12 protein-coding genes are annotated in these 15,361 nt (G+C 71.6%); 3 read left to right on the top strand and 9 right to left on the bottom strand.

The genetic code is table 11. The features are described from left to right. Positions 1–107: 107 nt before the first annotated feature. From ACP4J0_RS12340 to hrcA, 4 genes are all read right to left on the bottom strand, one after another. Complete coding sequence (locus tag ACP4J0_RS12340) at positions 108–857, bottom strand: 16S rRNA (uracil(1498)-N(3))-methyltransferase (RefSeq protein ID WP_426598684.1); 750 nt, start codon at positions 855–857, stop codon at positions 108–110. Further along, entirely contained in the window at positions 854–1,978 is a 1,125-nt protein-coding gene (locus ACP4J0_RS12335) for a nitronate monooxygenase (protein WP_426598683.1), read from the bottom strand. The genes ACP4J0_RS12340 and ACP4J0_RS12335 overlap by 4 nt, the downstream gene beginning before the upstream one ends. Before the next feature lie 100 nt (positions 1,979–2,078). Beyond that, positions 2,079–3,215 (bottom strand): molecular chaperone DnaJ, encoded by a 1,137-nt coding sequence (gene dnaJ, locus ACP4J0_RS12330; protein WP_279559335.1) that lies wholly within the window; start codon positions 3,213–3,215, stop codon positions 2,079–2,081. Next, positions 3,216–4,232, bottom strand: coding sequence for a heat-inducible transcriptional repressor HrcA (hrcA, locus tag ACP4J0_RS12325; protein WP_398130541.1), 1,017 nt, complete (start codon positions 4,230–4,232; stop codon positions 3,216–3,218). A 184-nt stretch (positions 4,233–4,416) separates the two neighbouring features. Here hrcA and ACP4J0_RS12320 point away from each other — a divergent pair, with 184 nt between their 5' ends. Next, on the top strand, positions 4,417–5,169 hold the full coding sequence (locus ACP4J0_RS12320; protein ID WP_426598682.1) for an MBL fold metallo-hydrolase: 753 nt from the start codon (positions 4,417–4,419) through the stop codon (positions 5,167–5,169). Positions 5,170–5,253: 84 nt separating this feature from the next. Continuing rightward, positions 5,254–6,066: a DUF3097 domain-containing protein gene (locus tag ACP4J0_RS12315; RefSeq protein ID WP_426598681.1), complete on the top strand. Its 813-nt coding sequence runs from the start codon at positions 5,254–5,256 to the stop codon at positions 6,064–6,066. Here the strand turns inward: ACP4J0_RS12315 and ACP4J0_RS12310 are convergent. From ACP4J0_RS12310 to lepA, 5 genes are all read right to left on the bottom strand, one after another. Further along, positions 6,044–6,622, bottom strand: coding sequence for a Uma2 family endonuclease (locus ACP4J0_RS12310; protein ID WP_426598680.1), 579 nt, complete (start codon positions 6,620–6,622; stop codon positions 6,044–6,046). The genes ACP4J0_RS12315 and ACP4J0_RS12310 overlap by 23 nt on opposite strands. Before the next feature lie 101 nt (positions 6,623–6,723). Then, complete coding sequence (gene hemW / locus ACP4J0_RS12305; RefSeq protein WP_426598679.1) at positions 6,724–7,956, bottom strand: radical SAM family heme chaperone HemW; 1,233 nt, start codon at positions 7,954–7,956, stop codon at positions 6,724–6,726. Positions 7,957–7,983: 27 nt separating this feature from the next. After that, the gene (locus ACP4J0_RS12300; RefSeq protein ID WP_426598678.1) at positions 7,984–10,347 is read right to left on the bottom strand and encodes a SpoIIE family protein phosphatase; all 2,364 of its coding nucleotides are present in this window, start codon (positions 10,345–10,347) and stop codon (positions 7,984–7,986) included. A gap of 282 nt (positions 10,348–10,629) precedes the next feature. Then, on the bottom strand, positions 10,630–12,507 hold the full coding sequence (locus tag ACP4J0_RS12295) for an AMP-dependent synthetase/ligase (RefSeq protein ID WP_426598677.1): 1,878 nt from the start codon (positions 12,505–12,507) through the stop codon (positions 10,630–10,632). A gap of 327 nt (positions 12,508–12,834) precedes the next feature. Continuing rightward, entirely contained in the window at positions 12,835–14,703 is a 1,869-nt protein-coding gene (lepA, locus tag ACP4J0_RS12290) for a translation elongation factor 4 (protein ID WP_426598676.1), read from the bottom strand. A 341-nt stretch (positions 14,704–15,044) separates the two neighbouring features. Between lepA and rpsT the strand changes: the two genes are divergently transcribed. After that, on the top strand, positions 15,045–15,311 hold the full coding sequence (gene rpsT, locus ACP4J0_RS12285) for a 30S ribosomal protein S20 (protein WP_055416861.1): 267 nt from the start codon (positions 15,045–15,047) through the stop codon (positions 15,309–15,311). Positions 15,312–15,361: the final 50 nt, after the last annotated feature.

Here is a 15,361-nt window from a genome sequence, read left to right as displayed (position 1 = left end):
CGGCACCGCCGGCGGCCGACACCATCAGGACCAGCAGTCGGCGTCTCAGGACCAACGGCCGGCACCGTCACGACCAGCAGCCGCCGCTCAGGCCGACGGCCGGTGTCTCAGGACCAGCGGCCGGTGCGGGCCAGCAGGACGGCGGTCGCGGCGGTACCCGCGGTGGAGGTGCGCAGGACGCTGCGGCCCAGGCGGTAGGGCTTGGCACCGGCCTGCGCGAAGAGCGCCAACTCCTCCGGTGAGACCCCGCCTTCGGGGCCGACGACGAGCACGATGTCGCCGGTGGTGGGGAGTTCGACGGCGGCCAGGGGCTCGTCGCCGCTCTCGTGGAGTACGGCGGCGAAGTCGGCGTCGGCCAGAAGTGAGGCAACCTGCTTGCTCGTCGCCGCGTCCGCGACGTCGGGGAAGCGGACCCGGCGGGACTGCTTGCCGGCCTCCCGGGCCGTCGCCCGCCACTTGCCGAGCGCCTTCAGGCCGCGGTCGCCCTTCCACTGCGTGATGCAGCGCGACGCCGCCCAGGGCACGATCGCGTCGACGCCGACCTCGGTCATCGTCTCGACGGCCAGCTCTCCGCGGTCACCCTTGGGCAGGGCCTGGACGACGGTGATACGGGGCTGCTCCGGCGGCTCCTCGTGGACGCTCTCCAGGCCGGTGACGACCAGGCGGTCCTTGCCCTCGGCTGCCTTCACCACGCCCTCGGCCCAGCGTCCGCGTCCGTCGGTGAGGACGACGTCCTCGCCGGTCCGCAGCCGCTTCACGGAGACGGCGTGCCGTCCTTCGGGGCCGTCCAGGACGTACTCGCCTCCGGTCAGGTCCCCCGGCTGGAGGGAGTCGACCACGAACACCGGTGCCGTCATCGGCCCGTACCTCCCGTCGCGAACGCCGACAACGCCGTCCCCGCGGCGGCGAGTTCGGCGGCCAGCACCTCCACCAGCTGCCCGGCGGGCAGTTCCCGGGCCATCCGGTGGCCCTGTCCCGCCCAGAGCGCCATGCCCTGCGCGTCGCCCGCCTTCGCCGCCGCCTTCCGCAGCGGCGCGGTGAGGTGGTGCACCTCCGGGTAGGCGGCGGGGGCGTAGGGGCCGTGCTCGCGCAGGAAGCGGTTGACCAGACCGCGGGCGGGGCGGCCGGAGAAGGCCCGGGTCAGTTCGGTGCGGACGAACAGCGGGTTGGTCAGTGCCTGCTTGTGCAGGGCGTGCGCCCCGGACTCGGGGGTGGCGAGGAAGGCGGTGCCGAGCTGGGCGGCGCTCGCGCCGGCCGCGAGGACGGCGGCGATCTGGCTGCCGCGCATGATGCCGCCGGCCGCGACGATCGGCAGGCTCACCGCCTCCCGGACCTGGGCGACCAGCGACAGCAGCCCGGTGCCGGCGGTGCCGCCCGTCTCCGGGTGGTCCCGGTGGGTGCCCTGGTGGCCGCCCGCCTCGACGCCCTGCGCGATCACCGCGTCCGCGCCGGACCGCTCGACGGCCCGGGCCTCCTCCGCGGTGGTCGCGGCGGCCAGGGCGAAGGTGCCGACGCGGTGCAGTGAGTCGACGACCTCACGGCTCGGGACGCCGAAGTGGAACGACACCACCGGCACCGGGTCGTCCAGCAGCACGGCGAGTTTGGCGTCGTAGCCGTCGTCCCGGCCGCATTCGGGATCGCCGAGTTCCGTCTCGTACCAGGCGGCCTCACCGGCCAGCTGGTGGGCGTAGACGCCGACGGCGGAGGCGTTGAAGGGCGCGGCGCCGGTCCCTCCGGTGCCCGCACCGGGCGTCTCCGGCTGCGGCACGAAGAGGTTGACGCCGAAGGGGCGGTTCGTCAGTCCCCGCAGCTGCTTGATCTCCTGGTACATCCCGTCCGCGGTCTTGTACCCGGCGGCGAGGAATCCCAGCCCGCCCGCATCGCAGACCGCGGCGGCGAGCTGCGGCACGGAGACGCCGCCCGCCATGGGTGCCTGCACGATCGGGTAGGGGAAGAGATCGGTCAGTGCGGAGGACATGACCGCATGTTTTCACGTCCTGTGAGCAAGTCCGAATCCGGGCTTCCGTCGGCATACGCCAGGAGCATCCCCATCGGGAGGCTCCTGGCGGTGGCCCGTGTCAGCGCCCGTTGAAGGCGTCCTTCAGCCGCGAGAACAGTCCTTGCTGCCCGGGCTGGAACTGCCCCTGCGGGCGCTCCTCGCCGCGCAGCTTGGCCAGCTCGCGCAGCAGGCGTTCCTGCTCGGGGTCGAGCTTGCTCGGGGTCAGGACCTCGACGTGGACGATGAGGTCGCCCCGGCCGCCGCCGCGCAGGTGGGTGACGCCGCGGCCGTGCAGCGGGACCGACTGGCCGGACTGGGTGCCCGGGCGGATGTCGATCTCCTCCATGCCGTCGAGCGTCTCCAGCGGCACCTTCGTGCCGAGGGCCGCCGCCGTCATCGGGATGGTGACCGTGCAGTGCAGGTCGTCGCCGCGGCGCTGGAAGGTCGAGTGCGGCAGCTCGTGGATCTCGACGTACAGGTCGCCGGCGGGGCCGCCGCCGGGGCCGACCTCGCCCTCGCCCGCGAGCTGGATCCGGGTGCCGTTGTCGACGCCGGCCGGGATCTTGACGGTCAGGGTGCGCCGGGAGCGGACCCGGCCGTCGCCCGCGCACTCGGGGCACGGGGTCGGGACCACGGTGCCGAAGCCCTGGCACTGCGGGCAGGGGCGGGAGGTCATGACCTGGCCCAGGAAGGACCGGGTGACCTGCGACACCTCGCCGCGGCCGCGGCACATATCGCACGTCTGGGCAGACGTGCCGGGCGCCGCGCCCTCGCCGTTGCAGGTGTTGCAGACGACCGCGGTGTCGACCTGGATGTCCTTGGTCGTACCGAACGCGGCCTCGTCCAGCTCGACCTCGATGCGGATCATGGCGTCCTGGCCGCGGCGGGTGCGCGAGCGCGGCCCGCGCTGCGACGCCGTGCCGAAGAACGCGTCCATGATGTCCGAGAAGTTCCCGAAGCCACCCGCGCCGAAGCCGCCCGCGCCACCGCCGCCCGCCTGCGAGAGGGGGTCGCCGCCGAGGTCGTAGACCTGCTTCTTCTGCGGGTCCGACAGCACCTCGTAGGCGGCGTTGATCTCCTTGAACCGCTCCTGGGTCTTCGGATCGGGGTTGACGTCCGGGTGCAGCTCGCGGGCGAGCCTCCGGAACGCCTTCTTGATCTCGTCCTGGGACGCGTCGCGGCGTACGCCGAGTACGGCGTAGTAGTCCGTGGCCACCTACGACTCCGCCAGGATCTGTCCGACGTACCGTGCCACTGCGCGTACCGCTCCCATCGTTCCCGGGTAGTCCATGCGGGTCGGTCCGACCACGCCGAGCTTGGCAACCGCCTCGCCGCCCGAACCGTAACCGACCGACACGACGGACGTTGAGTTGAGTCCTTCGTGGGCGTTCTCATGACCGATCCGTACGGTCACGCCCGGATCCTTCGCCTCGCCGAGCAGCTTGAGGAGCACGACCTGCTCCTCCAGCGCCTCGAGGACGGGTCGGATCACCAAGGGGAAGTCGTGCCCGAAGCGGGTCAGATTGGCGGTGCCGCCGATCATGAGCCGCTCCTCGTTCTCCTCGACCAGCGTCTCCAGGAGAGTGGAGAGCACGGTGGAGACCGTACCCCGGTCCTCGGCCTCGAAGGCCTCCGCCAGGTCCTCCACCAGGCTCGGCACGTCCGAGAAACGGCGCCCGGCGACGCGGCTGTTGAGCCGTGCGCGCAGGTCCGCCAGGGACGCCTCGCCGAACGGCGCCGGGCAGTCGACCATCCGCTGCTCGACCCGGCCGGTGTCCGTGATCAGCACGAGCATCAGCCGCGCGGGCGCCAGGGAGAGCAACTCCACGTGCCGCACGGTCGAGCGGGTCAGCGACGGGTACTGCACGACGGCGACCTGCCGGGTCAGCTGCGCGAGCAGCCGCACCGTGCGGGCCACCACGTCGTCGAGGTCGACGGCGCCCTCCAGGAAGTTCTGGATGGCGCGCCGCTCGGGCGCGGTCATCGGCTTGACGCCGGCCAGCTTGTCGACGAAGAGCCGGTAGCCCTTGTCGGTCGGGATGCGCCCGGCGCTGGTGTGCGGCTGGGCGATGAACCCCTCGTCCTCCAGGGCCGCCATGTCGTTGCGCACGGTGGCCGGGGAGACGCCGAGGTTGTGCCGCTCGGTGAGGGCCTTGGAGCCGACCGGCTCCTCGGTGCCGACGTAGTCCTGGACGATGGCGCGCAGCACCTGGAGCCTGCGTTCGCTGAGCACTCGCGCACACCTCCTGAATTCGTCGCCCACCCGGCGTCTTGCCTGTCTCACTGTCTGTCCCTGGCACTCACGGTGCGCGAGTGCCAGACTTCCCCGGCCCAGTGTACGGCCGTGGGGTACACACCCGGCAAGGCCGGGGGCACGCCGCCGTGCGGGCGGGTGCCGTACCGCTAGCGTCGTCGCCGTGACGGTGACTTGGGAAGACCTGGGGTGGGAGAGGGTGGCGGCCGGGGTGGGACGGCGCCGGCTGCCGGTGTGGGACTGCACGGCGGGGCTGGTCGTCGGCGTGGGCGCGGCGCTGATGGTGGACGCGGGGTCGAGCCTCGGCGAGGGCGCCCGGTTGCGTTCGGAGGCGCGGGAGCTCGCCGGTCACCGTGTGACACATCTCGCGCTGACCCACCCGCACTTCGACCACGTCTTCGGCGCCGCGGCGTTCGCGGGCGCGGCGGCCGAGGAGGTCGCGGAGGTCTACGGCGCGGCGGGTATGGACGCCGTGTTCGCGCGGGGCGGACAGGGGCGGGAGGCGCTGCGGTCGGACGCGGTGGCCGAGGGGCTGGACGCGCGGCGGGCCCAGGAGGCGGCCGACGCGCTCGTCCGCGTCCGCCACGAGGTCCGCGGCGAGTGGACGCTCGACCTGGGCGGCGGCCGGCGGGTGCTGCTCGCCGACGTGGGCCCGGGGCACACCGGCCACGACCTCGCGGTGCTGGTGCCGGGCGACCCGGCGGTCGTCTTCTGCGGCGATCTGGTCGAGGAGTCGGGGGAACCGCAGGCGGGCCCGGACGCCGTACCGGCACGCTGGCCGGCCGCGCTGGACCGACTGCTGGACCTGGGCGGCGAGGACGCTCTGTACGTTCCCGGTCACGGAGCGGTGGTGGACGCGGCTTTCGTGCGGGCCCAACGGGACGCGCTGGCCGCCCGGTTCGGCGTGCCGCGCTGATCATGGCGCATGGTGTTCGGCGTCGCACCGGGTTCGGCGTGTCGTGTCGATCACGGCGCGCCCGCTCCTCGTATCGTCATCAGAATGCGCCAGTACTCCGCCGACCTGACCCCTCCGTGGAAGAAACCGCAGCCGGTTCCGGAGGTCCCGGCCGATCCCGGCCTGGTGGTCGAGGAGCCCGGCACCGGTTTCTGCGGCGCGGTGACCGGCTGCGAGGCGGGCACGGTGACCCTGGAGGACCGCTTCGGCAAGCGCCGGGTCTTCCCGATGGAGCCGCGCGGCTTCCTCCTTGAGGGGCGGGTGGTGACGCTGGTCCGCCCCTCCTCCGGTCCGACGCGACCCTCCCGTACGGCGTCCGGGTCGGTCGCCGTCCCCGGCGCACGGGCACGGGTCGCGCGCGCCGGGCGCATCTACGTCGAGGGGCGGCACGACGCCGAGCTGGTCGAGAAGGTGTGGGGCGACGACCTGCGTATCGAGGGGGTCGTCGTGGAGTACCTGGGCGGCGTGGACGATCTCCCGTCGATCGTCGCCGAGTTCGCCCCCGGTCCGGACGCGCGGCTCGGGGTCCTGGTGGACCACCTGGTGCCGGGTTCCAAGGAGTGGCGGATCGCGGAGGCGGTGACCAGCGAGCACGCGCTGGTCGTGGGGCACCCGTACATCGACATCTGGGAGGCGGTGAAGCCGTCGTCCCTGGGGATTCCCGGCTGGCCGCGGGTGCCGCGCGGGCAGGACTGGAAGACGGGGGTGTGCCGGGCGCTGGGGTGGCCGCCGGAGAACACGGGCGCGGTGTGGCAGGCGATCCTGGCGCGGGTGGGGTCTTACAAGGACCTGGAGCCGCAGCTGCTGGGGCGGGTGGAGGAGCTGATCGATTTCGTCACGGGTAGCGGTGGGGCCTGACGCCGGGGAAGGTGCCGAAACCACTGGTGTCCAGCTCGATTCCCAGGACGTCCAGCGCAACCGGTTCACCGAACTTCGCGATGTGCTGCGTCCGGTAGTCGGCTTGCTCCCCCTTTCCGTCGGGATCCGTCAACAGGACGCACTGCGCCATGATCGGATCAACAATGAGGTAGGCGGACACTTCACCCGCGGCGTAGATCGAGCGCTTCACACCGTAATCCCGGTGAACACTGGTCTTGGAAACCACCTCGACGACCATGGTGATCAGCTGGGACGGAATCAGCCGGCCCGCCTCGGGCAAGGCATCAGGTGCCACGACGACCAGGTCTGGCACGGGCACGCCGGCCTCGTCCAGGATATCGATGTCCTGTGTCTGGAGGCCGTACCAGCGTTCGAGGGGAATCTGCCTGCTCATCAGCAAAACGATGATGTTGTGCACCAGATCAGGACTGGCCGTCATCACGATTTCCCCCCGGAGAAGCTCAGCTGTGAGGCCCTCCGGAGGTTCGAAATCCTCGAGGAACTTGGCCATCCCGTACTCGTCCACAGCGGTCATCTCCGTGGCCCTCCACATCCGCCGCGTCCTTTTGGCGGCAGCCTACGAATCAGACTAGGGACCGAACCTTCCGATCCGCACCGATCCACTCACCCGAGTGATCAGTCCACCAGGTCCCGCACCACCGCATCGGCCAGCAACCGCCCGCGCAGCGTCAGCACCGCGCGCCCGGCCTCGTAGGGCCCTTCCTGCAGCAGCCCCTCGCCCAGCGCCCGGCGCGACGCCGCGAGCCCCGCCTCCCGCAGCAGCGACAGCGGGACGCCTTCCCTCAGCCGCAGCTCCAGCAGGACGCGTTCCACGCGCCGGTCCTCGTCCGTGAGGACCTCCCGCCCGGCCCCCGGCGACTTCCCGGCCGCCAGCGCTCCCGCGTACGCCCCCGGATGCTTCACGTTCCACCAGCGCACCCCGCCCACGTGCGAGTGCGCGCCCGGTCCCGCGCCCCACCAGTCGGCGCCCCGCCAGTACAGCTCGTTGTGCAGGCAGCGGCCCGCGTCGGAGGTGGCCCAGTTCGACACCTCGTACCAGTCGAAGCCCGCCGCCGACAGCGTCTCCTCGGCGATCAGGTACCGGTCGGCATGGACGTCGTCGTCGGTCATGGGGACCTCGCCGCGCCGGATGCGGCGGGCGAGCTGGGTGCCCTCCTCGACGATCAGGGCGTACGCCGAGACGTGGTCGGGTCCGGCCCCGAGCGCCGCGTCGAGGGAGGCGCGCCAGTCGTCGTCGGTCTCGCCGGGGGTGCCGTAGATCAGGTCGAGGTTGACGTGGTCGAAGCCGGCCGCGCGGGCCTCGGCGACGCAGGCCTCCGGACGGCCCGGGGTGTGGGTGCGGTCCAGGATCTTCAGGACGTGCTGCTTCGCGCTCTGCATGCCGAAGGAGATCCGGTTGAAGCCGCCCTCGCGGAGGGTGGCCAGGTACGCCGGGTCGACGGACTCCGGGTTGGCCTCCGTCGTGATCTCCGCGTCCGGCGCGAGACCGAACTCGTCGCGGATCGCGTGCAGCATCCGTACCAGGTCGCCGGCGGCCAGCAGGGTGGGCGTACCACCGCCGACGAAGACCGTACGGACCTCGCGGGGGTCGTCACCGAGGACCTTGCGGGCCAGGCGGACCTCGTCGGTGAGCGTCTCGGCGTAGTTGTCGCGGGAGGCGAGGACGCCGCCGGTACCGCGCAGCTCGGTCGCGGTGTAGGTGTTGAAGTCGCAGTATCCGCAGCGGGTCGCGCAGTACGGCACGTGCAGGTAGAAGCCGAGGGGGCGGTCGGCGGCGCCGGCGAGCGCGGACGCCGGGAGGGCGCCGTCGGCGGGGACGGGTTCGCCGTCGGGGAGTGCGGAGGGCATGCGTTCCATTGTCCCGTACGGCGACAGCTACTCGGCCTGGAGCACCAGCAGGGCCAGATCGTCCTCCGGGGGCCGGGGCCCGAACTCGTGCACCAGCCGCCTGATGCGCTCGGCGACCAGCCCGGCGTCCAGCCCCGCGCATCCGGCGAGCGCGGTGGCGAGACCGTCCCCGTCGTCGAACTGGCGGGACCCGCTGCGCCGCTCGGTCACCCCGTCCGTGACGCAGAGCAGGGTGTCGCCGGACCCCAGCTCGAAGGTCTCGCTGGTGTACGTCGCGTCCTCGACGACCCCGAGCAGGGTCTGCGGCTGAGCGACCGTGCGCACCGTGCCGTCGGGGCCGAGGAGCAGCGGCAGCGGGTGCCCGGCGGAGGCGAGGGTGCAGCGGACGCCGCCGTCGAACGGGACCAGTTCGCCGTAGAGCAGGGACAGGAAGCGGGTCTGCGGTCCGTCGCCCGGGGCAACCGGAGGGCCGGTGGCGACCAGGGCGCGGGCGGCGGCGTCCGCGGCTTCCGTGGCGTCGTCGAGGAGGAGCTGGTTGAGGCGGTCGAGGACGTCCGGGACGTCGTACTCCTCGCGGGCCAGCAGGCGCAGCCAGGGCCGGGCGAGGCCGATGACGACGGCGGCCTCGGGGCCTTTGCCCTGGACGTCGCCGACGGCGAAGCACCAGCGGCCCTCGCCGGCCGGGAAGAGGTCGTAGAAGTCGCCGCTGGGGCCGCCCTTGTCGCACGGTTCGTAGACGAGGGCGCTGCGCACGCCGGGGATCTCGGCGACGGCGCCGGGCAGCAGGCCGCGCTGGAGGACGGCGCTGATCGTGGCCTGCCGGGCGTACTGGCGGGCGGCGCCGATGGCGAGCGCCACCCGGCGGCTGAGGTCCTCGACGAGGCCGGTGATCTCGTCGGGGAAGCCGGCGGTGCCGGCCCGCCCGATGACCAGGGTGCCCAGCGGCCGCCCGCCGGCGACCAGGCGGTAGGCGAGCGCGGCGCCGTGCCTGTCGTCCGGGCCGAGCGCCTCACCGGGCCAGGGGTGGGCGACGGGGCCGGAGCGCCACGGGTCGCGGGAGCGGGGCGGGTCCTTCTCCAGGGCCAGGCGCAGTTCCTCGATGCGGCTCTCGCCGGCATGCCAGACGCGGGCCAGCCGCGCCCCCACGGCCGCCCCCGGCTCGTCGCTCCAGGCTCCCCGGCCCAGGGACTCGTCCTCCAGCCACACACCGCACCAGTCGGCGAGCCGCGGCACGATCAGCTGTCCGGTGAGGGAGGCGACCAGGTCCTCGTCGAGCTGCCCGGCGAGGAGGTCGGAGGCCTCGGCGAGGAAGGAGAGGGCGCCGCGGCCCAGCCACTCCCGGTCCCGGAGACCGCGCCGCCGGCCGGCGAGGGCCGCACCGTCGTGCCAGTCCGGCCACCGCGTGGAGCCCGAGCGGTCGGGATCCTCGGTGAGACCGGGGGTGTGCCCGGGCTGGGGACGTTTCCTTCGCCGGGGACGCTGGGGGGCTCCTCCACCGCGGGGGGTTTCTTCACCGCGGGAGGCTTCTCCACCGCGGGAGGCTTCTCCACCGCGGGGGCCTTCCGCACGGCCGGGGTCTCCCCCGCGCTCGGGGCCGCCTCCCCCGCGCTCGGATCCGCCTCCCCCGTGCTCGGGATCTGCCGAACCACCGTCTCCCGGGGCTCCCGGGGCTCCCGGGCCGCCGTCTTCCGGGACTCCCGAGCCGCCCGAGCTTCGATGGTCTCCGAAGCCGCCGTGGTCTCCCGAGCCGCCACGGTCTGCCGAGCCGCCGTGGGGCATGGGCGGCGTCCGGCCGCCGGGGGCCTCCGCCGGCGGGCCCGCGGCCGGGAACTCGGTGCGCAGCAGGCCGCTGCCCCCGGTGTACGCCTCGGTCTGCTCGGCAGCCTCGGAGCCCGCGGCCGGCAGCCGCGCCCACACCGTCTTGGTGCCCGGACGGTACGTGATCCCCCAGGCCTCCGAGAGCGCGGCGACGAGCCGCAGACCGCGTCCGTACTCCGGGAGCTCGTGCGGCGTCTCGTCGCCGCCGCCCCTCGGCGCGCGGGCGGGGTGGTGGTCCGTGGCCTCGACGACGAGGGTGCCCGTCTCCTCGAGGCGGCAGACCACCTCGACGTCGGTGCCGGCGTGCACCACGGCGTTGGTGACCAGCTCGCTGACGACCACCAGGGCGTCGGCGGCGAGATGCCCGGTCAGCTGTTCCGTGCCGGGCAGACCGAGCGCGGACCAGTCGGCGAGCGCGGCCCGTACCATCTCGCGGGCCGCGCCCGGCGCCAGGGAGCTCCCGAGCAGGGTCACGTGCGCCCGCGCGCACTCCTGGGCGGATGCGTCAACAGCGTGCGCGAGCACCCCGCTGGCGCGGGAAACGGTCTCCCGTTGCGTCGGAATGGCCCCCATGGACGGCTCCCCGGGCAGTTCGTGCGAATAACTTCGCGTCGATGCCGACAGAGTGACAGACCGACCCCGTCCATAAGCGTGGAGTTACCGAAGTGGGCCGCCATGAGTGAGAACCGTGCCGGGCGAACGCTCGAAGACAGCCGGAAGCCGAACAGTTTCGGACATCAGGCGTGCGGGCTGTGACACCCGCATGCTCTACGCGCCTCACGCGCCCGCGCCATGCCCCGCTCCGCCCGTGTCAACACCGCGCCCCGCCCGCGTTACGCCCGCGTCACGCCCGCGTCACGCCTCCCGGGAGCCGTCGTACATCTCCTCGATCAGGTGCTTGTACTCCCGCTCCACCACCGGCCGCTTGAGCTTCAGGCTCGGTGTGATCTCCCCGTGCTCGACGTCGAGGTCGCGGGGCAGCAGGCGGAACTTCTTGATGGTCTGCCAGCGCTGGAGGCCCTCGTTGAGCTGCTTGACGTAGCCGTCGATCATCTCCACGGTCGCGGGCGCCGCGACGATCTCCGCGTACGGCTTGCCCTCCAGGCCGTTCTCGTTCGCCCACTGGGTGATCGCGATCTCGTCGAGGGCGATGAGGGCGGTGCAGAAGTTCCGGTCGGCGCCGTGCACCAGGATGTTGGAGACGTACGGGCAGACCGCCTTGAACTTGCCCTCGACCTCGGCGGGCGCGATGTACTTGCCGCCCGAGGTCTTGATGAGGTCCTTCTTGCGGTCGGTGATGCGCAGGTAGCCGTCGGGCGAGAGCTCGCCGATGTCGCCGGTGTGGAACCAGCCGTCGGACTCCAGCACCTCGGCGGTCTTCTCGGGCAGCTTGTGGTAGCCCTCCATGATGCCGGGGCCGCGCAGCAGGATCTCGCCGTCGTCCGCGATGCGCACCTCGGTGCCGGGCAGCGGCTTGCCGACCGTGCCGGTGCGGTAGGCCTCGCCGGGGTTGACGAAGGACGCGGCGGAGGACTCGGTGAGGCCGTAGCCCTCCAGGATGTGGATGCCGGCGCCGGAGAAGAAGTAGCCGATCTCGGGTGCGAGGGCCGCCGAGCCGGAGACGCAGGCACGCAGGCGGCCGCCGAAGGCCTCGCGGATCTTGGCGTAGACGAGCCTGTCGGCGATGCCGTGCTTGGCGGACAGGCCGAAGGGAGCGCTCGCGGTGCCGGTGCGCTTGAAGTTGTCCTGGGTGACCTTGGCGTACTCGCGGGCGACGCCGGCGGCCCACTGGAAGATCTTGTACTTGGCTCCGCCGCCCGCCCGGGCCTTGGCGGCGACGCCGTTGTAGACCTTCTCGAAGATGCGCGGCACGGCCGCCATGTAGGTCGGCCGGACCACCGGCAGGTTCTCGATGATCTTGTCGACGCGGCCGTCGACGGCGGTGACGTGACCGACCTCGATCTGGCCGGAGGTCAGCACCTTGCCGAAGACGTGCGCGAGCGGCAGCCACAGGTACTGCACGTCGTCGCCGGTCACCAGGCCGGTCGCGGCGATCGCCTTCGCCATGTAGGACCAGCAGTCGTGCGGGAGGCGGACGCCCTTGGGCCGGCCGGTGGTGCCGGAGGTGTAGATGAGGGTGGCGAGCTGGTCCTTGGTGAGCGCGCCGACCCGCTCCTTGACCAGCTCCGGCTCCTTCTCCAGGCGGGCCGTGCCGAGCGCCTCCAGTGCGCCGAGGGTGAGGATCCAGTCCTCGGTGGTGTCGGCGCCGGTCGCGTCGATCACCACCACGTGGGTGAGCTCGGGCAGCTCCGCCTTCTTCTCCCTGGCCTTGGCCAGCTGCGCGGCGTCCTCCGCGATGAGCACCCGGCTCCCGGAGTCGGAGAGGATGTACGCGGACTCGTCGACGTTGGTCTGCGGGTAGACCGTGGTCGTCGCCGCGCCCGCGCACATGATGCCGAGGTCGGCGAGGATCCACTCCAGCCGCGTGGCGGAGGCGAGTGCCACGCGCTGCTGCGGCCGGACGCCCAGCTCGATCAGGCCGGCCGCGATCGCGTAGACCCGTTCGGCCGCCTGCGCCCAGGTCAGCGACTTCCAGTCGTCCGGACCCTCGCCCGCGGCCGACGGCACCGGGTAGCGGTACGCCTCGGCGTCCGGCGTGGCCGTCACCCGTTCCAGGAAGAGTCCCGCCACGGAGGGCGGACGGTTCTCGATCAGTGTCTGTGTGTCGCTCACGACATCCTCCGTGGGCCCGCGACGCTGCGGCCTGCTCGATACGGCCGGCTCGGATGCGGCTGGTTCAGGTGTGACTGGTTCAGGTGTGACTGGTTCGCTCTCGGGCGGTTCTTCAGACGTTGTTTAACTCACGAGTAACTAACGGGCAGGCATCAGCGTAAAGGGCGACCGGCCCGTGCGTAAGTCTCCGCGCCCTGTCACTTCGTACGAAGGCCACCACGAAGGCCACCCGTGACATGCGAAGGGGCCCGTCGCGCTTTCGCACGACGAGCCCCTTCGTGTCCGTTTCGCCCGGGCGGGCGGGACGCGCCGCGAGGACGGTCGCTGTTACTTCTTGCCCTTGCCCGACCCCGCGCTGTCATCACTGGACAGGACCGCGATGAAGGCCTCCTGCGGGACCTCCACGGAACCCACCATCTTCATCCGCTTCTTGCCCTCCTTCTGCTTCTCCAGCAGCTTCCGCTTACGCGAGATGTCACCGCCGTAGCACTTGGCGAGGACGTCCTTGCGGATGGCGCGGATGGTCTCGCGGGCGATCACCCGGGAGCCGATGGCGGCCTGGATGGGCACCTCGAAGGCCTGGCGCGGGATGAGCTCGCGCAGCTTGGCGACGAGCCGCACCCCGTACGCGTACGCCGCGTCCTTGTGGGTGATCGCCGAGAAGGCGTCCACCTTGTCGCCGTGCAGCAGGATGTCGACCTTGACCAGGCTGGAGGTCTGCTCGCCGGTGGGCTCGTAGTCGAGGGAGGCGTAACCGCGGGTCTTCGACTTCAGCTGGTCGAAGAAGTCGAAGACGATCTCCGCGAGGGGGAGGGTGTAGCGGATCTCCACCCGGTCCTCGGACAGGTAGTCCATGCCGAGCAGGGTTCCGCGCCGGGTCTGGCACAGCTCCATGATCGCGCCGATGAACTCGGTCGGCGCCAGGATCGTGGCGCGCACGACCGGCTCGTAGACCTCGTTGATCTTGCCCTCGGGGAACTCGCTCGGGTTGGTGACGGTGTGCTCGGTGCCGTCCTCCATGATCACGCGGTAGACCACGTTGGGCGCGGTGGCGATCAGGTCGAGGCCGAACTCGCGCTCCAGCCGCTCGCGGATCACGTCGAGGTGCAGCAGGCCCAGGAAGCCGACGCGGAAGCCGAAACCGAGTGCCGCGGAGGTCTCCGGCTCGTAGACCAGGGCGGCGTCGTTGAGCAGGAGCTTGTCCAGGGCCTCGCGCAGCAGGGGGTAGTCCGAGCCGTCCAGCGGATACAGGCCGGAGAAGACCATGGGCCTGGGGTCCTTGTAGCCGCCGAGCGCCTCCTCGGCGCCCTTGTGCATGCTGGTGACGGTGTCACCGACCTTGGACTGGCGGACGTCCTTCACGCCGGTGATCAGGTATCCCACCTCGCCGACGCCGAGGCCGTCGGCGGCGAGCATCTCCGGCGAGTTGGTGCCGATCTCCAGCAGCTCGTGCGTGGCGCCGGTGGACATCATCCGGATCCGCTCGCGCTTGTTGAGCTGGCCGTCGATGACACGGACGTACGTCACGACACCGCGGTAGGAGTCGTAGACGGAGTCGAAGATCATCGCGCGGGCGGGGGCGTCCTTGACGCCGACCGGGGGCGGAACGTCGGCGACGACCTTGTCCAGCAGCGCCTCGACCCCGAGGCCGGTCTTGGCGGAGACCTTGAGCACGTCGGCGGGGTCGCAGCCGATCAGGTTGGCGAGTTCCTCGGCGAACTTCTCGGGCTGCGCGGCCGGCAGGTCGATCTTGTTCAGCACGGGGACGATCGTGAGGTCGTTCTCCATCGCCAGGTAGAGGTTGGCGAGGGTCTGGGCCTCGATGCCCTGGGCGGCGTCGACGAGGAGGATGGTGCCCTCGCACGCGGCCAGCGACCGCGAGACCTCGTAGGTGAAGTCGACGTGCCCCGGCGTGTCGATCATGTTGAGGATGTGCGTGCTGCTCTTGTCGTGGGTGGGGGCCCACGGCAATCGCACCGCCTGGGACTTGATCGTGATGCCGCGCTCGCGCTCGATGTCCATGCGGTCGAGGTACTGGGCGCGCATCTGCCGCTGCTCCACCACACCGGTCAGCTGGAGCATCCGGTCGGCGAGCGTGGACTTGCCGTGGTCGATGTGCGCGATGATGCAGAAGTTGCGGATCAGCGCCGGGTCGGTACGGCTCGGCTCGGGCACATGGCTGGGGATCGCGGGCACGCAGGGTCCTGATTCTTGAGGCGTCCGCAGTGTCTGCGGTCTCGGGTCGGATCGATACGTAGCTTCCATCGTCCCACGGGTGGGGAGCTGGGATGGGTTTGGGACGGGTTGAGGTCGGGGGGAGGCCTGATCGGGGGCCGGGTCGGGGCCTGATCAGGGCCTGATCGGGACCGGGTCGGGACCGGGTCGGGACCGGGTCGGGACCGGGATTGGGCTGCTCGACGGGCCGCTGGTAGTGTGGGTGGCTGTGTCTCTTGCCCTCTCAGCACGAGGCGCACCTTCAAGAAATCATCGGCACGTGACCCTCGCGGCCCCGTGCCTGAACCTGCAAAGGCTCATTCGTGGCGAACATCAAGTCCCAGATCAAGCGGAACAAGACCAACGAGAAGGCCCGGCTGCGCAACAAGGCCGTCAAGTCCTCTCTGAAGACCGCGATCCGCAAGGCCCGTGAGGCCGCTGCCGCGGGTGACGTCGAGAAGGCCACCGAGTACCAGCGCGTCGCTTCGCGCCAGCTCGACAAGGCCGTCTCCAAGGGCGTCATCCACAAGAACCAGGCCGCCAACAAGAAGTCGGCGCTGGCGACGAAGGTCGGCGCTCTCAAGGGCTGAACCCCTTATCTGGTCTGATCGCCGGAAGGACCCAGAGCGGGCCCTCTCTC

Origin of the sequence: Streptomyces sp. WG7 (genome assembly GCF_049975785.1) — a bacterium.
In the GTDB taxonomy this organism is placed as follows: domain Bacteria; phylum Actinomycetota; class Actinomycetes; order Streptomycetales; family Streptomycetaceae; genus Streptomyces.
Note: the sequence above shows the minus strand (reverse complement) of the source record. Positions and strands in the feature narration are given on the sequence as shown.

Bases quoted from the DNA above. Each gene is read 5' to 3' on its own strand.
- ACP4J0_RS12340 (WP_426598684.1), bottom strand. From the start codon at position 857: ATGACGGCACCGGTGTTCGTGGTCGACTCCCTCCAGCCGGGGGACCTG.
- ACP4J0_RS12310 (WP_426598680.1), bottom strand. From the start codon at position 6,622: ATGACCGCTGTGGACGAGTACGGGATGGCCAAGTTCCTCGAGGATTTC.
- hemW (WP_426598679.1), bottom strand. From the start codon at position 7,956: ATGCCCTCCGCACTCCCCGACGGCGAACCCGTCCCCGCCGACGGCGCC.
- ACP4J0_RS12335 (WP_426598683.1), bottom strand. From the start codon at position 1,978: ATGTCCTCCGCACTGACCGATCTCTTCCCCTACCCGATCGTGCAGGCA.
- ACP4J0_RS12300 (WP_426598678.1), bottom strand. From the start codon at position 10,347: ATGGGGGCCATTCCGACGCAACGGGAGACCGTTTCCCGCGCCAGCGGG.
- ACP4J0_RS12315 (WP_426598681.1), top strand. From the start codon at position 5,254: ATGCGCCAGTACTCCGCCGACCTGACCCCTCCGTGGAAGAAACCGCAG.